Source organism: Niallia sp. HCP3S3_B10 (assembly GCF_052064465.1).
Taxonomy (GTDB): domain Bacteria; phylum Bacillota; class Bacilli; order Bacillales; family Cytobacillaceae; genus Niallia; species Niallia hominis.
This window is the reverse complement of the sequence record NZ_JBQHVO010000017.1, coordinates 45616-69976: the sequence shown is the minus strand read 5'-3', so window position 1 is coordinate 69976 and position 24361 is coordinate 45616. Positions and strand designations below refer to the sequence as shown.

15 protein-coding genes and 3 pseudogenes are annotated in these 24361 nt (G+C 34.4%); 6 read left to right on the top strand and 12 right to left on the bottom strand.

Annotation, left to right across the window (positions count from 1 at the left end):
* Positions 1-153 precede the first annotated feature (153 nt).
* Positions 154-3501 (bottom strand): annotated as a pseudogene (locus ACTNDN_RS10050) (pullulanase); the annotation flags it as partial.
* A 497-nt stretch (positions 3502-3998) separates the two neighbouring features.
* Positions 3999-4850 (bottom strand): TetR/AcrR family transcriptional regulator, encoded by an 852-nt coding sequence (locus tag ACTNDN_RS10045; protein WP_441131196.1) that lies wholly within the window; start codon positions 4848-4850, stop codon positions 3999-4001.
* Between the two features lie 97 nt (positions 4851-4947).
* On the opposite strand from ACTNDN_RS10045, the gene ACTNDN_RS10040 reads away from it, so the two are divergent.
* Positions 4948-8031 (top strand): efflux RND transporter permease subunit, encoded by a 3084-nt coding sequence (locus ACTNDN_RS10040; protein ID WP_441131195.1) that lies wholly within the window; start codon positions 4948-4950, stop codon positions 8029-8031.
* A 271-nt stretch (positions 8032-8302) separates the two neighbouring features.
* Positions 8303-9136 (top strand): dimethylarginine dimethylaminohydrolase family protein, encoded by an 834-nt coding sequence (locus tag ACTNDN_RS10035; protein WP_441131194.1) that lies wholly within the window; start codon positions 8303-8305, stop codon positions 9134-9136.
* Between the two features lie 61 nt (positions 9137-9197).
* Here ACTNDN_RS10035 and ACTNDN_RS10030 read toward each other — a convergent pair whose 3' ends face one another.
* A complete protein-coding gene (locus tag ACTNDN_RS10030) occupies positions 9198-9965 on the bottom strand; it encodes a sugar phosphate isomerase/epimerase family protein (RefSeq protein ID WP_441131193.1) in 768 nt (255 codons plus the stop codon).
* Between the two features lie 181 nt (positions 9966-10146).
* Between ACTNDN_RS10030 and ACTNDN_RS10025 the strand changes: the two genes are divergently transcribed.
* Entirely contained in the window at positions 10147-10944 is a 798-nt protein-coding gene (locus ACTNDN_RS10025; RefSeq protein ID WP_441131192.1) for a nucleotidyltransferase domain-containing protein, read from the top strand.
* A 71-nt stretch (positions 10945-11015) separates the two neighbouring features.
* On the opposite strand, the gene ACTNDN_RS10020 is transcribed toward ACTNDN_RS10025, so the two are convergent.
* Both ACTNDN_RS10020 and ACTNDN_RS10015 read right to left on the bottom strand, forming a co-directional pair.
* A complete protein-coding gene (locus ACTNDN_RS10020) occupies positions 11016-11651 on the bottom strand; it encodes an FMN-dependent NADH-azoreductase (RefSeq protein WP_441131191.1) in 636 nt (211 codons plus the stop codon).
* A gap of 132 nt (positions 11652-11783) precedes the next feature.
* Complete coding sequence (locus tag ACTNDN_RS10015) at positions 11784-12674, bottom strand: cation diffusion facilitator family transporter (protein ID WP_441131190.1); 891 nt, start codon at positions 12672-12674, stop codon at positions 11784-11786.
* Positions 12675-12998: 324 nt separating this feature from the next.
* Here ACTNDN_RS10015 and ACTNDN_RS10010 point away from each other — a divergent pair, with 324 nt between their 5' ends.
* The gene (locus tag ACTNDN_RS10010; RefSeq protein ID WP_031536374.1) at positions 12999-13553 is read left to right on the top strand and encodes a DUF3231 family protein; all 555 of its coding nucleotides are present in this window, start codon (positions 12999-13001) and stop codon (positions 13551-13553) included.
* Between the two features lie 65 nt (positions 13554-13618).
* Here the strand turns inward: ACTNDN_RS10010 and ACTNDN_RS10005 are convergent, their stop codons facing one another.
* Entirely contained in the window at positions 13619-14548 is a 930-nt protein-coding gene (locus ACTNDN_RS10005) for a glycosyltransferase family 2 protein (protein ID WP_441131189.1), read from the bottom strand.
* On the bottom strand, positions 14530-15645 hold the full coding sequence (locus ACTNDN_RS10000; protein WP_441131188.1) for a polysaccharide pyruvyl transferase family protein: 1116 nt from the start codon (positions 15643-15645) through the stop codon (positions 14530-14532). Before ACTNDN_RS10000 ends, ACTNDN_RS10005 begins: the two co-directional genes overlap by 19 nt.
* A 157-nt stretch (positions 15646-15802) precedes the next feature.
* Between ACTNDN_RS10000 and ACTNDN_RS09995 the strand changes: the two genes are divergently transcribed.
* Both ACTNDN_RS09995 and ACTNDN_RS09990 read left to right on the top strand, forming a co-directional pair.
* On the top strand, positions 15803-16759 hold the full coding sequence (locus tag ACTNDN_RS09995) for a glycosyltransferase family protein (protein WP_441131187.1): 957 nt from the start codon (positions 15803-15805) through the stop codon (positions 16757-16759).
* Complete coding sequence (locus ACTNDN_RS09990; RefSeq protein WP_441131186.1) at positions 16756-17847, top strand: polysaccharide pyruvyl transferase family protein; 1092 nt, start codon at positions 16756-16758, stop codon at positions 17845-17847. The genes ACTNDN_RS09995 and ACTNDN_RS09990 overlap by 4 nt, the downstream gene beginning before the upstream one ends.
* 337 nt (positions 17848-18184) lie before the next feature.
* On the opposite strand, the gene rfbG is transcribed toward ACTNDN_RS09990, so the two are convergent.
* The 5 genes and pseudogenes from rfbG to ACTNDN_RS09965 form a co-directional block, all read right to left on the bottom strand.
* A complete protein-coding gene (gene rfbG, locus ACTNDN_RS09985; RefSeq protein WP_441131185.1) occupies positions 18185-19255 on the bottom strand; it encodes a CDP-glucose 4,6-dehydratase in 1071 nt (356 codons plus the stop codon).
* Positions 19256-19273: 18 nt separating this feature from the next.
* Positions 19274-20217 (bottom strand): annotated as a pseudogene (locus ACTNDN_RS09980) (NAD-dependent epimerase/dehydratase family protein).
* 12 nt (positions 20218-20229) lie between these two features.
* Positions 20230-22563 (bottom strand): glycosyl transferase, encoded by a 2334-nt coding sequence (locus tag ACTNDN_RS09975; protein ID WP_441131184.1) that lies wholly within the window; start codon positions 22561-22563, stop codon positions 20230-20232.
* Positions 22564-22589: 26 nt separating this feature from the next.
* Positions 22590-23337 (bottom strand): annotated as a pseudogene (locus ACTNDN_RS09970) (sugar phosphate nucleotidyltransferase).
* A gap of 500 nt (positions 23338-23837) precedes the next feature.
* Complete coding sequence (locus ACTNDN_RS09965) at positions 23838-24311, bottom strand: PTS sugar transporter subunit IIA (RefSeq protein WP_053094364.1); 474 nt, start codon at positions 24309-24311, stop codon at positions 23838-23840.
* Between the last annotated feature and the right edge of the window lie 50 nt (positions 24312-24361).

Genomic DNA, 24361 nt, shown 5'->3' with positions numbered 1-24361 from the left:
TAGAAAATGTTCAATCTTATAAAAAGATAGAAAACTCTCACCTGCATTTTAGAAAAACGTGCATCTTTTAAAGTGCTATGAATATTTCAGGATAAAAAAAGCAGAAATCAGTTTTAAAAAATAAAATCCTGACTTCTGCTTTTATTTCACTTATTAGTGTATTTGTTTTTTTCTACGAAGGATGAAAGAAAGACTTACTCCAGCTATTAAAATAATGATTCCAATCAACAAATATGTTCCATTATTTGTCGCTGTATTTGGCAATGCATTTTCGGATTTCTTTTCACTAGTATCCTTCTTGTCATTATCCGCTTTTTCATCGTTCCCACCATTGACCTCTTTGTCAGAATTAACTGAGTCTTCGTCTTTACCAGACGGATTTTCTTTTTCTGGATTCTCTGGTGTAGCTGATTCTGGAGTTTCAGCTGGGTTTTCCGGTGTAACTGGATCTGTTGAATCACCTGGCGTTTCTGGTGTAATTGGGTCAGTAGTACCATTATCCGGATTTCCTTCTGTTTCTTTTTCATTTTTTATGACAACCGTCGTTAAAGGATCAAGTGTGATTTTATCAGCAGCTAATATAAAACCACTTTTCTCTTTAACAGATTCTTTGCCGGCTTCATCATTATCAACTAATACCTTGAAACCTGTTAAGTCTTCATGTAATGTCAGCTCTCTTGATTTTGTATCACCATTCATAAATACATAGTAGCTTCCTGTATTATCTGTTGAGTCATTTTTATATGCGATTACAAGATCTTCTTCCTGAATTTCCTTCGCTTCTATTAATGTCACATTAGAATCTACAAGGCTCTTTTCCCCTAAACGAAATGCATTTGTTGATTTTCTTAATTCAATCAATCCTTTTGTATATTCGACTGTTTCATCATTCACTGCATATTCTTCCTTATTTGTTGCTTTTGTCCAATCAAACATATTGATTGCATCAGAAGAATCATACGAATCATGGATAAAATAGCCAAAGCCGTTACCATTTTCATCGGTGAATTCATCATATTTTTGCTCTGGAATTCCTTCACCTAGCCATTGCTTTGTTCTTCCATATTCCTGGCCAGCATGTAAGAAAGCCGTTCCTTGAGATGTTAAAATCAACGAGTTTCCAAGACGAATACGTTTATGAATTTCCAGATCATTCGCTGGAATGGACGGATCTTTTTTCAATGCTTTCGCAATAATATCATATAATGGTAAATTATCATGTGCTTCAATATATTGCACTATGTCCCCTGGATCATCTGCCGGAGTATTGGATGGCTGTGCTTTAATATTGTTGAAAATCGTTTGAATATTACGAGCTCCTCCCGTGATAAAGCGCGGCTCCCCTTCCGATCCAAACCCTGACTTTAACTCATTTCTCATTTCATCGGAGAAAACACCAACATTATCGGTCTTATCCATCCAGTCTTGATCCGCACCTTTTCCTGCTAAAGATGAATCTGCTAGTTGTCCAGAAAAGGTCCTCCAGCCTTCCCCGATAAATAATGCATCAGGATTGATAGCTGCTGCTGCATCATAAGCATTTTGAACAGCTTCATAGGTCGCATCCCCCATCATATCCCATCTCATACCATCAATTTTAAATTCAGTAAACCAGTATTTTACCGAATCAATCATTAGTTTTTCCGCCATTTTGTGATTTGTTGCCAAGTTATTCCCAAACCCTCCGACAAATTTCCCATTACTGTCCTGGAAAAAATAATAATCTGGCACAATATCATTTAATAGACTCGCATTGGACATATGTGTATAAACCACATCTAACACTACTCCCATCCCAGCATCGTGAATGGCATTTATTAGTTCCTTTAATTCTCTAATACGCTGCTCAGGATCTTTAGGATTTTCAGAATAAGCACCATCTGGAGAGAAATAGTTATGTGGATCATAACCCCAATTGTATTCATTTGCAGCTGTAGAATAATCTAATTCTCTTTCATCCATTTGTGTCTCATCACCCCAGTACCATGCCATTACTGGTAAAAGCTGAATATGGGTAATACCAAGGGATTTAATATAATCCAATTTATCTATAAATGCTTTATACGTACCCCACCGTCCATTTAAATCTGTTTGAATCGTTGGATCAGAGGTGAAATCACGGATATGTGCTTCCCAAATAATCGCATCTTCTCTTTTTTCATAGTTAGCAATATTAGCACCATTAAAGTTAGCTGGATTCGTTTGGCTTAAATCAACAATCGCTGCTTTACCAACCATATCACCATCGCTGCCAACCTCCCCCTCAGTATTAACCGTGAAAGCTGCCATTGATTTTGCATATGGATCTAATACTTTCGAAATTTTTCCATCATTGGTTACTTCATATTGGTAATAATATCCTCTTACATCTGTGATGCCAAGCTCACTCGCCTTCGCTTCCACACTCCAAACGCCTTTATCTCCTTGGATTAAATCTATGCTTCCAATTTGCTTTGCTGCATTTTCTTTATCATAAAAAACGGCTGTAACTTTAGTTGATTTCGGCGCCCATAATTTTAATGTTGCATTTCCATTATGATAAGTAGCCCCTAAATCGTCTCCCTCATAGAAATAATTTTCATCTAACATTTTCCATCCAGATTTTACCTTCACGTTTCTTCCTTGATAAGAAATCGTAAACGGTCCCATTTCTGCGTCAAAAACTCCTGTCACTTCCACCATTGTTTCATTCGTAATTTTCACGCCATCAAAAGCAATCGCTTCTTGATTCTTGTCCACAATAGATAGGTCTTTCACTAATGATTCATCTGTAAGACCTTTTGTACTAGAAAAAATTAATTGAATTGCTTTATCAGACAATAACTCACCAGATACCAAATCAGTTGGCGTTTCCCAATATGGAGAAATATAGACATTATCATCATCATTCTTTATCCATAAATGGTCATATTCTTCAAGTAATGCAAACCCTTTGTCCCCGCCAATTTTTTCCCCATTTTCTCGGTTCACAATAAGAAATCCAATTTTTTGTGAATCTTCCTTCACCTTAACATCAACATAGCTGCCATAGCGATCTGTTTTTTCAAATGCAAGCGCATCTATTGGCCAATTAGCAGATGGAGATTCTACATCTTCCCATAACCATAAACCTAGCTTATCGTAAGTTTGATCATCTCGTTGATAGTGAATTCTTACTGTATTCTCAGGCAAATTAACTGGTTCAAATAGATTTACCGTATCGGAACCTTCCTTAATCCATATTTCATTCAATGATGGATTGCTTAAGGTAACCGTCTTATCTCCGCCCTCTTTTTCACCATTTGTACGATTTACGATTAGGAAACTAACTTTTTTTGCATCCTCTTTCAAAGGAATATCAATATATGTACCATACTCATCTTGTTGCTCTTCTTCAAAAGCCATAGCTCCTTGTGGCCAATTAGCAGTAGGAGATGCTACATCATCCCATAGCCATAATCCCAAATCCTCATAATTTTTGTCTTCTTTTTGATAATGAATTCTTAATGTGTGTTCAGGTATTTCCTTTGCTTCTGTATTCTCTGCCATCACACTGATTTGTTCGAAAGTGAATCCTCTTGTAGTTAATACAAGGACCAATACAGTTAGAATAATGAGTAGCTTCCTTACAAATTGGTTCATTCTTTCTCCTCCTGCTCTAGATTTAAGCAATCTGTTATTTAGAAAAAGCCCATTCACATTCCTAAATAATAGGTACTACTAAATTAAGCATTTACTTATAGACTCTCTCTAACTAAAGTAAACGCTTTCTATCTATGTGAGATTATAAATATAGTAGATTACGAGTGTCAACGTTCCTCTTTATTGTTCACGGTAACAGAATTACCAAATCGAGTAATTCAGGTCATCAGCCTCATGATATATCCATATATTCCCACAAAAAAAACAAAAAGGTTTAGCGCTTTATATAAACACTAAACCTTCAGTACTCAAATTTATTTATAACCATTCATACTTCTCTTCTATTTTGTATGATTACTTTCATCCTTACTAATATGTTATTTTTCTTGAGCTCTATCCATTTTAAAATAGTTAAATAATAAATAAGATAGCCACATACAGTCTCGATGATGTCTAATATTTTCAATTAGACCTTTGATTAAAACATTACTTAGTGTTCTTTCTTCCAACTGTACGGTAAGTAATGATAAAGATTCTTTCACATAAACATCTTCCACTTCTTCTATTTTCCCTTTTAATTGCTGTAATAGCTCTTCTTTTTTAGCTACTTCTATTGTAAGGGACTGATGTAGCATCTGATATATTTCCTCTGTAAAAAACGGGGATTTCGTATGGGTAGCAAGAATATTTGTTTTCTCTACTAAAGAATTTGCAAGCATATGTAAATCGAAATCAATTGATTCATTATGAGTTAACACAATATGCGTATAAGTATTAAGGAAACCTTTAATACTAAATACTAAATCGAACTTCAAATACTGTATGGACTGATCATAGACTTTTTCAATCATACGCTCCATTGTTTTTTCTAGTAAATGGTCGTAATAAGTAAATTTATTGATAAATTCTTCATTAAACGAAAGCGCTTGCTCCTTAATAAATAACATAGCAAAACTAGAATTTTCCTTAAAAGTAAAAAAGATTTCATAATAAAAGTGGTAAAGTATATCCTCTTCATGATTGACTGCATAGTCAAGTTTTGCGATAAATTGTTCCATGAAATAATCTACTAAGGCCATGATTAGTTCATCCTTAGACTTAAAGGATAAATAAAATGCACCTTTTGATATTCCACAATGCTCGGTTATTTGTTGAACGGAGGTAGCTGCAAATCCTTGTTTTGCAAATAGCTCAATTGATTTTTCCATAATCAGCTGTTTTTTTGTCATGCTCATCCACTCCTATGAACTATCGTTTGACATATGACCACTTAGTCATTTATTATAGGTAAATGAGTTAGATTAGTCAATAAGGGGAAGGTGTATTATGAAGGGTTTAGTAAATTTTGTGTTAGGTAACAAGCTTGCGGTTTGGCTTCTAACCATTATTATCACTGTATCAGGTATCTATTCTGGTACAAGAATGAATATGGAAACCATACCGAATATTTCGATTCCTTACTTAACTGTAATGGATGTTTATCCGGGAGCTACTCCGGAGAAGGTAATGGAAGAGGTTTCCATGCCGATAGAAAAAATAGTAGAAAATCTAGAAGATGTGAAAGCTGTATATTCGAATTCTTATTCGAACATGGCAAATGTTCAATTAGAGTATGAATATGGCACAGATATGGATGAAGCAAAACGTGCTTTACAATCTGCTTTAGATAATATCACCTTGCCAGATGGTGCACAGGAACCTACAGTCACAGCAATCAGTATGAATATGATGCCAGTTGTAGCGTTAAGTGTCAGCAGTAAGGAAGAAGATATTACAGAATTAACGTCAACTGTTGAAGAAATTATCCTTCCTAAAATTGAGAAGATTGACGGCGTAGCTTCTGCAACCATCACTGGACAACATATTGAAGAAGTAGATTTAACATACGATAAAGAAAAAATGGCACAATTGGATTTAACAGAAGATACAGTTAAAGAGATGATCCAAGCAAGTAACTTAGCTGTTTCCTTAGGACTTTATGAGTTCGAAGAAGGGGAACAAGCAGTTGCAATTGATGGGAAGTTCATGACAGAAAAAGAACTAAAGGATATGCTTATCCCTGTAACTCCATCAGAACAAAATCCATCCCCATTTGTCAAGCTTAGCGATATTGCTAAAATTGAAGTGGTTGGGAAAGTAGAATCTGTCTCTCGCACAAATGGTGAAGATGCAATTGCAATCCAAATTGTAAAAGGACAGCAAGCTAACACTGTTGATGTCGTTAACAGCGTTAAGGATTTAATTGAGGACGAACAAAAGAATATCGATGGTTTAGTAATTGATGTTTCACTTGACCAAGGAGCTCCAATTGAAAAATCCGTATTTACGATGATTGAAAAAGCAGTATTTGGTTGTTTAATTGCTGTATTAATCATTTTATTATTCTTACGCGATTTTAAATCAACGATTATCTCTATTATTTCCATCCCAGTTTCTATTTTCATGGCATTGTTACTACTAAACTGGATGGATATTACATTAAATATTATGACACTAGGTGCTATCACGGTTGCGATTGGTCGGGTAATTGATGACTCTATTGTTGTTGTGGAGAATATTTACCGACGACTTCACCTTAAAGAAGAAAAATTAACAGGTCGTGCCTTAATTAGAGAAGCAACGATTGAAATGTTTAAACCAATCCTTTCTTCTACATTAGTAACGGTAGCTGTATTTGCACCATTGATGTTTGTTGGTGGAATGGTTGGAGAATTATTCCGTCCTTTCGCTTTAACAATGGCATTCTCACTTGGCGCATCCTTACTTGTTGCAATAACAATTGTGCCAGCTCTTTCTCACTTCTTATTCAAGAAGAAATTATATGGAGAGAAAGTAGAAAGCACTCATAAAGAAGCCGGCAAATTGGCGAATTGGTATAAGGGGATTCTTGAAAAAGCTCTTAACCATAAAATCATCACTTCTCTTATCGCAGTCGTGTTATTAGCTGGAAGTGTTGCTCTTACTCCTTTAATCGGCTTTAGCTTCTTAGGAAGTGAAGAAGAAAAAACAATGTATATCACCTATACACCAGAAACTGGTGAATTAAAGGATGAAACATTAAAGAACGTTACAGAAGTAGAAGAAAAAATGCTTGATCGCAAAGATATTGATATTGTTCAATTATCTATCAATGATACTGCTGATGCACAAAGTGCCATGATGGGCATGGGAGCTGGCGGTGCACTTATGTACCTAATCTTTGATGAAGATATGAAGAACTTCCCAGAAGTTCGTGATGAAATTGAAGAATACATTACAAATATTGGTCAGTCTGGTGAATGGAAAACGCAAGACTTCTCATCAATGGGAATGTCAACAAATGAAGTAAGCTATACATTCTATAGCGAAGATTTAGATAAGCTTAATGAAGCTGTTAAAAAGGCAGAAGATATTTTAAAAGAGAACGACAAATTAGAAGATGTTTCAACTACTGCTGAAGATGCATATGTAGAATATACATTTAACGTAGATCAAGATGAATTATTGCAGTACGGCTTAACAGCAGGTCAGCTTCTAATGATGCTAAGCCCAGATAATACAAAAGATGTTGTCACAACCATTGAAAAAGATGGTGAAGCTTTAGATGTCATCGTTCAGCAAGAAAAAGCAGCACAGCCAAAATCAATTGACGATATGCTAGACACAGAAATTCCAACTGCATTAGGAAATACGATGCCACTTTCAGAGCTTGTTGAAGTAGAAGAAGGAACTACTTTAAATACACTTTCTCGTAGTAAAGGAGAGTATTACGCAACTGTATCAGGAAAAATTCTTGGTAGTGATGTTTCCAAAGTAACAAGTGAAGTGGATCAAGAAATCGATAAAATCGACTTACCAAAAGGCGTTACAATAGATGTTGCTGGTGTTGCAGCAGATATGAATGAAACATTTACGCAATTGGGTGTAGCAATGATTGCTGCTGTTGCGATTGTATACTTTATTCTTGTTGTAACATTCCGTGAAGGGGTTGCCCCATTCTCTATCTTATTTAGTTTACCGTTTGCCGTTATTGGTTCATTTGTAGGCTTATATCTGGCAGGTCTAACTATTTCCGTATCGGTTATGATGGGATTACTCATGTTAATTGGTATTGTTGTAACAAATGCCATCGTATTAGTAGACCGCATCATTCATATGGAACGTGATGGAATGAATATGCGTGAAGCGATTCTGGAAGCAGGTTCTACTCGTCTTCGCCCTATTCTAATGACAGCAATTGCAACAATTGGTGCATTAATTCCATTAGCAATTGGATCAGGTGGAAGTGGATTAATCTCTAAAGACCTTGGTATTACGGTTATTGGTGGCTTAATCAGTTCTACTTTATTAACACTCGTTATTGTTCCAATTGTGTATGAAGTGCTTTCTAAGCTATTTAAGAAAAATCGTAAAGATATTGATGAAAGCTAATCTACCATTTACCTTTAGCCAGTGAAGCATGCTTCACTGGCTATTCTTGTTCATTAACTTCTTTTGCTTTATCGATTTGGGGTGATGAACGCTATTTCTTTCTGATTTGCTTATCCTTGTGGCGTTCATTCCACTTTTGAACGCCACTTTTTCCCGATTTGCTGCTTCTTGTGGCTTTCATCTCCCCTTCAAACAAACCTCATAAGTTCTTTCATAAAAATACACAATCAGGAAAAACTAAATACTATATTAAACTAGAAAGGATTTTGTCATGAAAGTACACTGTTCCAATGAATATGATCCATTAAAAGCTGTAGTTTTAGCACCACCAGAATTCATGGCTATTAAAGTTCCTATAAACGATATTCAAAAGAAACATGCAAAGAAAAATATTGATAGGCAACTTGCTGAAAAGCAGCATCGAATATTTGTTGAAAAGCTGCAAGAACATGGAGTACAAACGATTCTGCTTCCTCCTGTAGAAAAATTCCATGAACAAGTATTCACAAGGGATATCGGCTTTACATTGGGAAATCAAATCTTCGTAGCAGAAATGGCTCGAGATGTAAGACGTGGAGAAGAAAGAATTTTAATAGACTATTTAAAAGAACAGGAAATTACTTATACAGATATTAAAGGAAATATCATCGAAGGTGGCGATGTAATCATTGACGGTAAAACCATTTATGTTGGAATAAGCCAACGTACAAATAAATTTGCTATCCAGCATTTACAGACATTACTACCATCCTATGATGTCATTTCAGTACCCTTTACCGATACGTATCTTCATCTAGATTGTGTGTTTAATGTTCTGTCTCCTACGGAAGGGCTAATATTTCCGGGGGAATTCCATAAAGAAAAGGAACGAATGTTACGAGATCGTTATGATTTAATACATGTAAGCGCAAAAGAGCAAGCCACATTAGGTACCAATGTATTATCCATTGGCAACAAAAAAGTAATTAGCTTGCCGATGAATGAAGGCGTAAATAAAGAACTTCAAAAAAGAGGCTATGAGGTCATCGAAGTTGATTTTTCTGAAATAATTAAGTCTGGTGGTTCCTTTCGCTGTTGCTCTATGCCTTTACTTAGAGAACAATAACATGATAATAGAAAGGAAATATTCAAATAGCGGGGGACCTGCCCCCACTATTTTTTGCATACTATTTATTTAATTCATCTAGCATTTTTCTTAAATTATTCAAACTAATTTCAATACTTTCAAATGGTGTTCTTCTTGTAGCATCCTGTTCAATGATCCACCATTGTATATCTGCTACGTCACCTTTTTTTAGAATCGCTGGAAAATCAATTGCCCCCGTCCCTACTTCAGCAAAGAAACGTTCTTCATCCTCTGTCATATCTTTTAAATGGACAAGCTTTATTCTGTCTCTATATGTATCAATCCATTTCGCTGGATCATACTCTCGCTTAGAAAGCCAGTATACATCTGGCTCTGCAAAAACAAGGCTCGCGTCTGTTTCTTCCATTATTGTATCTAATGCCGTTCTACCGTCCTGTAAGTTATTTAATTCAAAATCATGATTATGATAACAGAGGGAAATTCCTGCTTTTTGACACTCTGCTCCAGCCTTATTTAAGAAACTAATCAGTGACTGATAATCAGCTTCTGTTCTGTTCTCTGGTAAAAGATAAGGACATACTAAAAATTTACTCTCTAAAACTAACTGTTCTTGAATAACCTTGGCTAAATTACTCTCTAAATCAACTAAGGGAACATGGCAACCTGCAACTTGAAGACCTAGTTCATTCAGTAAATCCTTTAATTCTCCTACAGGCATCCCTCCATAGCCAGCAAGCTCTACTCCTTGAAAGCCTAAGCTTGCAACCTTACGGAGAGTCCCACGAAAATCAGCTTCGCATTCATTTCTTAACGTATACATTTGAATAGCAGTTGGTATATTCCTCATTTACCCTTCCCCCTTTTATGACAGATTATGGACTTAACTCAAATTATAAAAACAACCTATTTCACTATAAGTTATATAAAAATACACTTACTATTATACAAGAAAACGTTATCATTTTACAGAAAAGATAGAAAAATGATACCATATACAATAACAAAAAATAACTAGGATGTGTACCTTAATGGAAATGCATATCAAAGAAATAATCGAACAAACGGAAAAAGAATTTAACATAAAAGTACTTTATGCATGTGAATCCGGAAGTCGTGCATGGGGTTTTCCATCCAAGGATAGTGATTATGATGTTCGTTTTATCTATATTCATCAACCAAACTGGTACTTATCGATTGACCGCAAACGAGATGTAATCGAGATTCCTAACCATGATTCACTATCAATCCCTGTTGATCCATTATTAGATATGAGCGGGTGGGAACTGACTAAAGCTCTTAAGCTTTTTCGAAAATCCAATCCACCTTTATTAGAATGGCTACGCTCCAGTATGGTATATTACCAGCGTTTTTCAACCATTGACAAAATGAAAGAACTAGAAAAAGAAATATTCTCGCCTTCTTCCACTATCTATCATTATTTAAATATGGCGAAAGGAAATTTCCGAGAATATTTACAAGGAGATACTGTTAAAATCAAAAAATATTTTTATGTATTACGACCAATTTTAGCAGCCAAGTGGACTCAAATATACCAAACGATTCCACCAATGGAATTCGAAACTTTGGTACATAAACTTATCCCAGATGGCGACCTTCGTATGAGTATTGATACTTTATTAAAAAGGAAAATATCTGGAGAAGAATTAACACTCGAACCACGAATCAACCTTATTAACACGTATTTAGAAAGAGAGATATACCAATTAGAAACTTTCGCAAAAAGTTTAGAAAAACATTCGCTAGATTCAACTGAACAACTAGATGAACTATTTCGTTTTACTTTAAAAGAAGTCTGGAATCATTAAAAAAAGGTCACTGAAAAAAGTGTTCATATAAGAACATCATTTTTCATGACCTTTTTTTAGTTCTATTCTATTTAAAAAGTAGTTGCTACATCCTTTGCACACGCAACCGCGTTTTCTTTAATTTCTTCTGCCTTTTCTGGCGCTAAATCATGCCCTTCCACAAATAAGCCTTGGAAATCAGTAATGCCGAAAAATCCCATTAGCGTCTTTAAATAGCGATGTCCCATTTCTTTATCAGCAGATGGTCCATGAGAATATATACCGCCGCTCGCTTGAATATGAAGAGCTTTCTTATTACCAAGAAGTCCCTTTGGTCCCTCGACTGTATATTCGAATGCTTTGCCAGCTACAGCTACTGAATCTAAATAGGCCTTCATAACTGGAGGAAATAATAAATTCCATAACGGTGTAACAAAAATATATTTATCCGCTTGAACGAATTGTTCACTAAGTTCCGCCAAACGACTAACCTTTGTTTTTTCTTCATCAGATAGCTGATCAAACCCACTTCCAGATTGTAGTTTCCCCCATCCTTGAAAAACATCTGCATCAATAGAAGGAATGTATTCTTTATATAGATTAATGTGTATAACCTCATCATCTGGATTCGATACTTTATATTGATCAATAAATGATTTACCTACTACCATCCCATATGATTTAGATTCATCAAATGGATTTGCTGTAATATATAATACTTTTTGCACTGTGTTCAGCTCCTTAAGAAAGACTTTATTATCTTCCCCTTTACTATAGTGCTGATAGTACCTATATTCAATGGAACTAGGCATATGTTACTGATATTGTCACAATTAACTAATTAAAATACTAACAAGCTTCTATTCTTTAAAATAAGGATTCAGATGAATGAGCACTTCATTAATATTGTCATGCTTTGCCATTAGCTTCTTCTTTATTTTTCTCGATAAATCATGACCTTCCTTAATCGTTTTATCATAATCGATGGAAATTCGTAAATCGACTAAAATATAGTGGCCATGTTCTCTAGCACGTAAACGATCAATCCTTTTCACTTCCGTAAAGGAAGCAATAATTTCACGATATTCCCTTAAAATTTCTAAATCTATATTTCGCTCAAGTAAAATATCAAAAGCTTCACTTACCATTTCTTTTGCAATTTTAAAGATTAAAAATGCGACGATAATAGTGGCAACTTTGTCCCCATAAAGAAGGAAATTAATCGTTAACTTTTCCCCGATTATAGACAATAAAACCCCTATCGCAGCTGCAATGGATGAAACAATATCAGCCTTATGATCATAAGCAATTGCTTCAATCGCTTTACTATTTTGTTCATCAGCAATCTTCTTACTATATCGATATAAAAGCACCTTTGAAATATATGAAATTACAGCAACCCACATTGCGATTAAGCTTGGCGTTGTTATCGGATGAAAGAATCCCATAATTACTTCATATACCAAATAGACGGAAACTCCAAGAAGAATCATTCCGACTAATCCTGATACAATTATCTCTGCCTTACCATGTCCATATGGATGTTCTTGATCAGCAGGTTTATTGGCAATTCTAATAACAACCAAAACAATGACAGAGGCAAAGACATCTGCAGCAGAGTGAATCCCATCAGCGAAAACAGCGTCACTATTCCCCATCCAGCCAACTATTAATTTTCCAATAGTTAATACAATATTACTAATGACACTAATCCAAGCTACCCTTTTGGCTAGTAATTCTCTCGATCCCAATTTTCATCAACCTCTTTTTATCATTTCCAATAATTTCAATATGTACAAAAAGTCAACCTAACTATATTAACAGAAAAGAAATCAGTGGGTCTAGAGAAAAAAAGTTTCCACCTTGCAAATTAATAATTTACCATTCCTTGCGAATTTATTCGCTAATACATGCTAATAATAGAGTTGATCGAATAGCACTTAACATTTTCTCTTATAACTTGCATCTTTTCGAAAAGCAAATAAATGATGAAAGCAGCCACTATCTAACAATTCATTGTTTTTAAACATAGGATTGTTAATTCATGAAAAAAATTCCCTATTAGGATGGTTATGATGACAACTATTTTTGAAGCATTAAAGGATTATTTACAGTTGAATTTAGATGTAGAGCCAAAAAATCCGCTGCATGTAGGTGAAGTGATGAGTTGCTGGACTTATCTTACTATTGTGGATGAAGCGAATATTTATATTCAAGTTGCATTAAATACAACAACAGATGATGATGTTATCAAGTCACTAAAAGACAGTTTTAAACAATGTGATGCGCATGGGCAATGGTTTCGAGACTTTCTTATAGCTGAAGGAATTCCATTGCCGCCAACAAGTGAACAACGACCACTATCTTATTCACAGGCCGTGCCTCTTGGTGTGAAAATGACTGATGACGAAATAATGAATGGACTAGGCATTAAAACCGCTGCATCCATTACTCACTGTGCAGCAGCTGTTTCCCAATGCATACGAAATGATATAGCTACTATGTTTACCCAATGTATGTTAGAAAAAATGAAATTCGGTGCAAGTTTAAAGGATTTAATGAGACAAAGAGGCTGGATTAAAGTCCCCCCTTATTACTATCCACCTGGTGCACCAATTAAAAACGCATGAAAGTAAAATCGATTTGCCCCAGCTCTTTCATTTAGCAGGGGCACAGTGTCTTTTAAGTGCCTTAGCTACGGACATTCTTTGTTATATTTTTTGGAATGGAAACTAAATTTATTGGCTATCTTTTTCCAATAGTAAAGCATCCACAATTTTATTTTTTCCCATTTATATACTTTTGCATTCGTATGCTGTAATTCTACCCATGCAGAATCTAATCGGTTTGCCTCTATTAATCTTTTGCTGTAATCTAATTTTAGTTTTGATAAATAAATATCAAAATAAGGAATATTTTCTTTATGAAGGAGTCTCTCTAAGTAGTCAATAATTGGATAACGATTTAAAATACTTAAATCCATGCACACGCTATTTTCTAAACCACGATAATAAATCGCAAAACTTTCATTTTTATAAGCAATCGGATAATTCATTCCAATCCTCAACCACATATCTTGATCTTCCCCAAGTGGTTTTCCTTCTTTAAACAACCCTATTTCTTTAAAAACTTCTTTTTTGACGGCAACTGCTGAGGAGATAATAGGCAAATCCCTTAGTGTTTTTTCCACATAGTTTGTGAACACACCTTCCCACTTTTCTGGTGTTTCATAAATAGTAGGTATGATCTTTTTTTTGCTCGGCAACTGAATTTCATAACTTGTCGCATAAGCACCACAGTAAGGATATTTGTTTTTTAAATCGATGATATTTTCTAGGAATCGAGGCTTCCATTCATCATCGGCATCAATAAAAGTAATTAAATCTGCTGTTGCTGCAAGAATCCCTTCATTTCTTGCAGCTGAAGCACCTTTATGTTCCATTCTTCGAACTGAAATTCGGTTGTCTATCCAAGCTTCTGCTTTTTCTACACTGCCATCTGTTGATCCATCATCTACAATAATAATCTCAAAATCCTGAAATGTTTGGGATAGAATAGACATTATCGTTCTTTCAATATACTGTTCTTTATTATAAAGTGGAATTACTACTGAGACAGCGACCATCTTGTACCCTCCCAATTTTTCATTGCTAATGATTGTGCGTCTTTTATGGATAGCTTAGGATACTGATATTGATTAACTGCAATTTCCCTAAGAGCTTGCCATACACTTTCCTCTGTAAAAGAATTGGAGGAAATAATAAAATCATTGTGTGCTTGAATTTGTTTTGCCCAGCCATCGCATTTTGGATGGTAGGAGAAAATGATAGTTGGCGTATTGGTGATATAACCAAAAACTGCACTATGCAATCGCATACCAATCAACCCTTTTAAAGAAGCAATAGTGCGAAGAACATTTAATGGGTTTTTATCATAAGAAACATGTCTAATAGGTATATTTGTGTGTAGCTGATTGATAACCTCTCGATGAATGTCCTGATCTCCAAAAATAGGATGACCATTAAAATCAATAAAAACTAATTCCTCAAAATCCTCTTCCTTTAACCCATTTATAACATTTATCAATTTTTCGACCCTTGTTTTTTCTACACTTGTATCTCCCCCAATATATCTTTCATAATGGCATAAGGAAATTCCTAATCCCTTTCTCTTATGATCTCTTGAAAAATCCACCCCCGTTACAAGCGGTAACAGGACAGCTAAGTCAAATGTTATTTCTGCATTAATATTGGGGTTAAGAGAACGAATTAAATCATAGCTTTCCACATCTCTGCAACCGATATATTTAAATTTCTCAACAAGCTTCTTACATGCTTCCTGTGCAGCAGAATCTCTAAACGGGCCAAAAGATACCCCGATCGCTGCTGCTCCTTTCCCTCTATTTACATCAATTAAGTCCCCATCTCTTGTCATTTTATCTGTGGAATGAAAAACAGATCCACCGCCATATAAAATGAAATCACTCCCATAACACTGCCTGTACAATCGCAAAAGGTTTTCGTTACGCTCTTTTTGTTCTTCTTCTGGAACAAAAAGAGCTTCAATAGCAGCATCTAATGGAAGAACAGGTTTTTGTATACATGTCCCATAGATTTTCTCTCCAAAAAGAAATTTTCGGCTTCCCCAAGAGGAGACTAGTAGTAATGCATCATCTCCGCTATTTAGTTCCCCGTAATAACCTGAAAGAAGAATCTTATTCATCTAAAGTACGCCTCCTACCTCTCGTATCTCTTAATAGTATATGGACAATCCATTAAAAGGTGTACGTAAGCGAATAATTGGTCAATTTGCTATGGTCCGATTTAAGGGGACAAGAATAGAATATATAGTAAAACATTAGGGAAAGGACATGATGCTGATGACATTAAAGAAGAAGAGAAAGATACTTTTTATTACAAAAAACTGGGAAAATGGGATAGAAAGAAATACGTATTATTTAACAGAAGAATTAAAGAAATACGTTGATATAAGGATCTGGGAGGAAGACGGTAATATAAGTGGAATACTACAAAAAATGAACTTTCAGCCTGACTTTATCCTAGTAAATGATTTACGTCCTACTCGATCACCAAAAGTAACTGGCCTTAAGGACTGTCATATTCCCTTCGGCATAATTATGCATGATTTAAACTACCAGATGGACGAAAGAAGAGCATATATTAAAGAAAATAACGTAAAGTACATCTTTACCCATTATAGAGATACATTTTTGGAATGGTATCCAGAATTTAAAGATAAGATGATATGGTTCCCCCATTATGTAAATATTGATGTATTTACAGACTTCAACCAAAAGAAAACGATTGATTATTTAATGATGGGTGCGGTACATCCTACTGTGTATCCTTTACGTCAAAAAATTCTTGATGAAATGAAAAAGCTACCGAACTTCACTTATCATGCACATCCTGGCTATTTTCATAAACAGTATGACGAGAAATCGTTTAAGGTAGCTAGCAGTTTCGCAAAAGAACTTAACAAAGCAAAAATGTTTTTCACTTGTGATTCCATTTATCATTATCCTGTAATGAAATATTACGAGACGTTGGCTTGTAATACATTACTGTTAGCTTCATGCACGAAAGAAATTAAGGATTTAGGTTTCATCCCTGGTGTCCATTTCATTGAAATAAATGAAGAGAACTTTAAACGGAAAGCAAAATATCATCTAACCCATTATGATACATTAGGGAAACGAATAGCTCTAAACGGTTATAAAATGGTAAGAAAAAAACATTCTGTACAAGTTCGTGCGAAACAGCTCCTTGATCATATCGAAGTGATTCTTTCTAAGGAAGGAGGAAACGAACGGTGAAAATTTTATATCTTGGTTATTTAGGAGTTAATAATATAGGAGATGAAGTTTGCTATGAAGCATTTGCTCAAGCTTGCGAAAGATGGCTAAATGAAGAATATACTTTATTCTCCTATCCAATTCATACGAATAAAAAACTGAAAGAATTTTACAAAGAAAAACCATTTGATCTAGTCGTTTTAGGAGGAGGTTCTTTGTTTCAAGGTAGTTTCTTTATTGATTTAGCCCTAGAAGCAATGGAAATGAATCTCCCTCTTTATTGTTACGGAACAGGTATTGATTATATGACGGAAGAAACAATTGAATCTTTTAAAAGAGGATACTTTCAGGTATCTTCAACCACTTTTAATAACAAAGAGATAAATAGAGATAAAATAAAAAAAGTAATCGAATACGCAACATTTGCAGGTCTTAGAGGACCACTTACGCAAAAATATATGAAAGCTTTAAATCCAAAACCAACAAGTAATTATCAGATAATCGGTGATTCTGGGATGCTTTTCACCCCTAAAAAGGATGATTATATTCAAAAAAAATACTTGCATGACTCCAGTAAAAAAATGATTGCCGTCAATTGGGGAACCACTCAAAATATTTTATTTGGCTATGATGAAAATAAACTCAAAAACCAAATGTTTGATGCATGTACAATGCTATTAAAAAAGGGATATCAAATTGTTATATTCCCAATGTGGGATAAGGATATACCTCATTGCAAGGAGCTATATACTAGTTTAAAAGATAATAGAAAAGTTACTTTTATTCCAGAGGTATGTACCGCTTCACAAATTTACCATTTCTTATCTATTTGCCATTTTTCGCTTAACCTCAAACTTCACGCAAACGTGCTTTCCGCTTCAAGCGGCACTCCTTTTATCCAATTGGCTTATCGATCGAAAGGAGTAGACTTTGCTGCTTCCATCCACCAACTACCTTATACAGTATTAACAAATACAACTAAACTAGCAGAAACTATTGAAAGGAAAGAATATTTTTTAACAAGTAATAAAAATCGAAGAAAAATACGGTTAGCTAAAGAAAGAATAGTAGCAAGACATAAAAACTTTATAGCCTCATTGAAAAAATAAGAAAACAGGATATTCCCATGCCGGAATATCCTGTTTGTTTGTCGTCAAAAAGATTTTTAATAAGTTAAATTAAGCTTGTGTGCGTTGCTTGGAGTGGAAGGGCTGAGACTCCCGTTTAGATTAGCAAGACCACTCAGTCACTGCAGTTCACTTGGCCGCAGCGGCACAGCGTGATCCCACTTTGAGCGAACTTCTGTTATAGAATGCAACATCCTATTCGCTAGTGATATTCACAATATTTTTTAACAAAGAAATAAAATAGAAGCTCCCTCCTCTTTCAATATGCCTATTTATCTCGAATGAAAGGGTGAGAATAGCTTCTATTTGTCTCGTTATCTTATTTTTCATAGTCACTTATCTGTTTTAAACAAAGCTCATATACATCTACTTCTTTATACAATTTATACCATTCTATTGTATAATATACGGTTTGGTCAATATCCCATTTAGGGTGCCAATCTAAATTATACTTTGCTTTATTTATATCCAAGCTTAGAAGCTTTGCCTCATGTTCCGTGGAGTATGACGTATCGACTTCCCATGTGCCATCCTTCCACTGCATTACTATTTTTTCTACTAATTGTTGCACCGTCGTCACGCTATCTGATTCCGGTCCAAAATTCCATCCTTGTGCATATTGTGTTTTTCCTTCATATAAATAAGCGCCTATTTTTAAATAACCAGAAAGTGGCTCTAAAACATGCTGCCATGGACGCACAGATTGAGGGGAACGCACCTTAATAGATTGTCCCGATAATAAGGAGCGCACACAATCTGGAATAATTCGATTTAATGACCAATCACCGCCTCCTATTACATTTCCTGCTCGTACAGAAGCAATGAGCTTCCCATGCTTATTATAGGAGTCAATAGGAAAGAACGAATGCTGATAAGAGGATATCAAAATTTCGCAGCATCCTTTACTTGAACTGTATGGATCATACCCTCCCATTGGATCTGTTTCCCGATATCCCCATACCCATTCTTTATTATCATAGCATTTATCACTGGTTACCATTATTCCAGCTTTAACAGATGGTGTCTTTCTAATCGCTTCTAACACATTCATTGTTCCCATCACATTCACTTCATACGTATTTACTGGATCTCGATAGGATTGTTTTACTAATGGCTGTGCTGCTAAATGAAAGACAATCTCTGGTTGATATTGTTCAAAAACTGTTTGAAGCTTCACCGCATCACGAATATCTCCTCTTATATCCTTCATTTTATTATTCAACTCAGCCAATTCAAAAAGGCACTCGTTACTAATCGGATCTAAAGAATAACCAATTACATCTGCACCTAGCTTCGCTAACCAAATTGCTAGCCAGGAACCTTTAAAACCTGTATGACCAGTTATAAGAATCTTTTTATTTTTGTATATTTTTTGCCAATCAGTTGTCATTGTTACACCTCCACTCCCTTATTGAAAATGATAATAACCTTTATACCAGGCAATTGTTTTCTTAATCCCCTCTTCAATGGAAACTGCTGGAGTCCATCCTAGAATGGTTTGAATCTTAGTTATATCTGGTATTGGTGCATTCCTTTCATTTTCTCTTTTTGGAATAGCACCATAAAGAGGAACTTGCTTCGTATCTAAATGCTGATAAATTAAATCAACAAAATATCTTAAAGGATGTGCTTACCAGAAGCAATATTTAAAATCATATTACTGCTTCCTTCATTTGTGGCTCCAAGGATTAAACCATCGACAATATTGCCTACATAGCTATAATCCCGATATTGGTCACATGTTGTTAATTTTACCTCTTCACCGCGAAGTACTTTTTCAATAATATGAGAGAATAATTTATGGTTATCCTCCGCTTCTCCAAAAATATTAAATGCCCTTAAGGTGATGATCGGAATTTTATATTCTTGTGCTAATTGATGGGCAATAATTGTAGAGGCTGCTTTCGTACTTCCATATATATCTACTGGTTCTAATAGCATTTCTTCATGAATCTGTTCTTTTTTATCTCCATACTCCGAACTACTGCCAAGACAAATAATTTTTTGGCAATTTATATCCTTTGCAGCAAAGAGAAGATTCATGGTTCCTAATATATTAGTCTCAAAAGCAAGTAAATCATTTCTATTATTTGGATTCGTTCCATAAGCTGCTAGATGAAAAATATAGTCTGGTTGGAATTCATGGATAATACGGCAAATTTCGGGGCGATTTTGAATATTTGCCTCATATATTTTTAATTGAGGCAAATATTCTTGAACTCTCCATGGATTAGAATCTTTTCTAACAATTACAGCAATAGTCGCATTTTCTTTCACTAGCTGTTTAATAAGATGCGATCCAATAAACCCATAAGCACCTGTTACTAACACTTTTTTATTTTTCAATTTCATCGTATTCACCACTTATAAAGAGGAGATAGAATAGGGATTTTTTGCTGAATAATCAGCAGGTACGTTCGCAAAAAATTCTGGATTATTAGAGAAACTATTTGAGAACTCTTTTAATTTCACTAAATAAGGATTATAGATATTTATTAATATTGGGTCTGAAATACTAACTTCTTCTTGCTTCCATAGATCAAATTCATTCTCATTAAGCATTAATAGACTACCAAAATGGAAGAACATCAATGGGTAATTGTCAATATATACCTTAGTCTCCCTCATGGTTACTTCTTGTTGCGTATTATTTAAGATAAGATTCCATGGCGCAGCATTAATTCCTGGGTTTTTGTTAACTTTTATATTTTCAAATAACTCTGGAATACGATCTAAATACAATTGATCTCCCCATGATTTCCGTTCATCATTATATATTTCAGAGCATTCTTCTAAGCATCTCTTTTTCCACCAATTTAGAATCTTTCTGCTGTTTTTTTCGTTTTTGAATCCGATAAACCCAGCCTGATACTGACCATGGAAATGTTCTAATAAGTCTGTTCCTCGTTGACGACATAGATAGACAGAGTATCTAGCGAAGTCATCTAACACAGAGATAGGGTTGGAGAAGAAATATATATCACTATCACAATAGAAAAGATGGTCAATATCGGAATGAGTGGCTAATAAGTGTTCCACTAATGTCGCTTTTATTGTCCAACAATATTCTTGCAGTGTTCGTTGTTGCTTTAACTCTTTTAATTGCTGTGTCTCAATTGTTTCTATTGGCACTAATGTTACATTTTTTAAATTTAAATTTGATAGGACATCGTTGGTTTCTTGGTCCATCGTACAAATCCATAAGTGAAAATTGTCTATCTGCTTAACCAATGAATCGTACATCGCTAATCCTTTAACTAAATATTCTTTACTAAAAATAGAAGTTAATAGTAAATAATTATTATGCGTAATCATTTTTCTTTTCAATTTAGTGTTATGATACTTTGTCTTTGCCTGAATAAAGTCATTTGTCGAAAGCGTTGCTCGAATAATTCCAGGATAACTATTCTGATACGACGTAATTAATTCCTCTAAATGATCAAGGTATGGAACATATATATAGTTCATAATTTCCTTTTGAATAGTTAATTGATGCATACTCCATAAATCATATTTATTACTATCATAAATAGTTAAACAAGAAAAATGGTAAGCAACTAGCGGGTCATTATTTATGAAAACTTTATCTCCTTGTAGAGAAATTTTAAAATCATTATTGTAAACAATATTCCATGGTGCAGCATTAACCCCTAAATTAGTAGATATTCGAACATTATCATACATAATTGGAAGCTGATCTAGATACTTTTGGTCACCAAATCGGCCATTGTTTTCCACTACACTACACCATTCAAGGCATCTATCCTTCCACCATTGAACAGCTGCCAATCCTGTCTCATCTTTTCTAAATCCGACAATACCTGCCTGATACTTCCCGTACTTTTGCTCTACCCAGTCTAAATCTCTTTGTGGAGTCAAGTAGATGGAAGCAGAGCCCCATTCATTAAAAATACTTTCAGGATTAGAGAAGAAATACATATCCCCATCACAATATAAAACTTGCTCAATATCATTATTTTTAAGAATGTATTCAATTAAAAAAGATTTTAATGTCCAACAATATTCATTTATCATTCTTTCTTGTTTAACAGCTCTTAATTGATCATTCTCTATTTCTTCTACTCTAATAAGATGCATATTTTTTAGATTTTTTTCATTCAAAAACTTGTACGTAATAGCATCCGTACAACAAACCCATAAATTGAAATTCTCACTATTTTTAACTAGTGATTGATAAACCGCCATAATCTTCATACAATATTCTTTACCTGCAATTACACAAAAATTTTGATTGGTGGATGAAATCGGCTCTGTTACAGACGTTTTTCTTACCTCATTTATTTTAGCTGATGCTCGTTTTACTTTTTCCTGTGTGACTGCTTCCTGTCTTGCCTTTTCTTGTGCGGCTGCTTCCTGTCTTGCCTTTTCTTGTGCGGCTGCTTCATCATTGTTTGAAATACCGTTAATTGTGCTTGGATTAGTTTCATTAATCAATTGATTTTGTATAACATTACTCTCTTGTGATGGTGTATCATCTTGTGGAGATGGTAAAGCAAGCATTTTATTATTTTTGTTTTTAGCTCCATTTAAAACTTCAACAAAATTATCTACATGGAATTTTACTGAAACCCCTTTAGAGAATAGTTGAATATTTATAGTAGCAGACTTATCTTCCTTTTCGTTACTGGACAATGCTTTCAAAAAGTCGTTTATGATATTCTTTTTTAGCCATTTCACGGCAGTCCTCTCTCTCCCCTGTCTCTTTATTTTTGTTTCCATATCTTTCTAGCATCTTCTAAATCCTTAGGCGTATCAATAGATATCCATGTTCCTTCATGTAAATAGACAGCCAATTCTCTTTTGTTAATTAGCTTTCTCAAAGGTTCTTCCTCTAACACACAATCTGGCTGCGCAGATAAATAGTGAAAGAATTCCTTATTACAAACAAAAAATCCGCCATTGATCCAGTTATCTAAAATTGGCTTTTCTGTAAAACTAGTAGCAATTCCATCCTTTATATCAAGTACTCCATATTGATTATTTTTTTGAATACCTGTAAGTGTAACTGTTTTTCCTTTTTCTTTATGAAAGGCAATGAGTGCATCTAAATCAATATCAGATAAACCATCTCCATATGTTAATAGAAAGATATCATCCTGTATAAATTCTTCCAACTGTTTAATTCTCGCTCCTGTCATCGTATCTATGCCTGTATCAATACATGTGATTTTCCAAGGCTCTGTTTTTTCGAGAATGTCATATTGATTCTTTTCTAAATCTATTTTTAAATCATTTTTTTTCCAAGCTAAATTTACAAAATAGTCCTTTATTTGCTCACCCTTATATCCATCCCAATGGCAAAATAAAATCCTGATGTCCATACTCACTATAATGCTTCATGATATGCCATAATATCGGTTTTCCATTAACATCAGCTAAGGCTTTCGGTAAGTTCTCTGTCAAGCCTCTCATTCTCATTCCTTTGCCCCCACATAAAATGACAACTTTCATGCTTTCACCTCTTCTCTTAGTATTTTCATGCCATTATATGTACAGGCCACTAATTATGCATAGGTTGTTTCATTAAGTTTTACAAGATATAGGCATAATTTCTGAGAGAGTGGGAAAAAACTTTTTTTCCCATTACTTTTTTCATATGGAATAAAGTTATTATTACTCCTTACAGGAAGCAAGCCCTGGTTTAAATTAAAGCGATTTCAATCGAATAGTAAACAAGCATTATTGTTTGTTAGATTGGCTAAATAAACATATATCTATTATCACAGTAGTAGTTGGTACTAAAGAACAACAGGATTAGAAATATTCCAAAAATCAACTTCACAAAAAATACCGCCCTACATGTAGGACAGTATAAACTAACATTTTTTTGGCTAAAGATTGATTTTCCCTTTCTTCTTTTATCTTTCAACTGCAGTTTTACCTGAATTTTATTTCAACTTTTCTCTTTATAAAAAATGCTATGAGGCTGTTTCTCCCCATAGCATTTTTTCTTATCCTATTTTTATTTCGTTGCCTTCAACTACTACTTTTTCATTTTCGCCTAGGTTTGTAAATACCATTGGAGTAATAATAGACGGAACCTTTGACTTAATTGCATCAAAATCGATTTCCATTAATTTTTGTCCTTGCTTTACTTTATCTCCATCTTTAACAAATGCTGTGAATCCTTCCCCTTTAAGAGCAACGGTATCTAATCCAACATGAATTAAGATTTCTTTTCCACTATTGTCCGTCATGCTCAATGCATGCTTTGTAGGAAATACATTCATAATTTGTCCATCTGCCGGAGCAACTAAAACACCATTTGTTGGATCTACTGCTATACCATCCCCCATCATTTTTTGTGAAAAAACAGGATCAGGAACTTCACTAATATTTAGTAATTTTCCTTCTAATGGCTGAATGTAATTATTAGTTGAACGCGTATTTTCTTCCTTATTTCTTTTAAATAGATTTTTAAACAAACTAGTACCTCCAATAAAAGATTCTTTCATTCTATTTTAACGCAATAACA

Coding starts and splice junctions, on each gene's coding strand:
- rfbG (WP_441131185.1), bottom strand. CDS start 19,255: ATGACAACTGATTGGCAAAAAATATACAAAAATAAAAAGATTCTTATA.
- ACTNDN_RS10025 (WP_441131192.1), top strand. CDS start 10,147: ATGGAAATGCATATCAAAGAAATAATCGAACAAACGGAAAAAGAATTT.
- ACTNDN_RS10010 (WP_031536374.1), top strand. CDS start 12,999: ATGACAACTATTTTTGAAGCATTAAAGGATTATTTACAGTTGAATTTA.
- ACTNDN_RS10000 (WP_441131188.1), bottom strand. CDS start 15,645: ATGAATAAGATTCTTCTTTCAGGTTATTACGGGGAACTAAATAGCGGA.
- ACTNDN_RS10030 (WP_441131193.1), bottom strand. CDS start 9,965: ATGAGGAATATACCAACTGCTATTCAAATGTATACGTTAAGAAATGAA.
- ACTNDN_RS10040 (WP_441131195.1), top strand. CDS start 4,948: ATGAAGGGTTTAGTAAATTTTGTGTTAGGTAACAAGCTTGCGGTTTGG.
- ACTNDN_RS10035 (WP_441131194.1), top strand. CDS start 8,303: ATGAAAGTACACTGTTCCAATGAATATGATCCATTAAAAGCTGTAGTT.
- ACTNDN_RS10045 (WP_441131196.1), bottom strand. CDS start 4,850: ATGACAAAAAAACAGCTGATTATGGAAAAATCAATTGAGCTATTTGCA.
- ACTNDN_RS10005 (WP_441131189.1), bottom strand. CDS start 14,548: ATGGTCGCTGTCTCAGTAGTAATTCCACTTTATAATAAAGAACAGTAT.
- ACTNDN_RS09995 (WP_441131187.1), top strand. CDS start 15,803: ATGACATTAAAGAAGAAGAGAAAGATACTTTTTATTACAAAAAACTGG.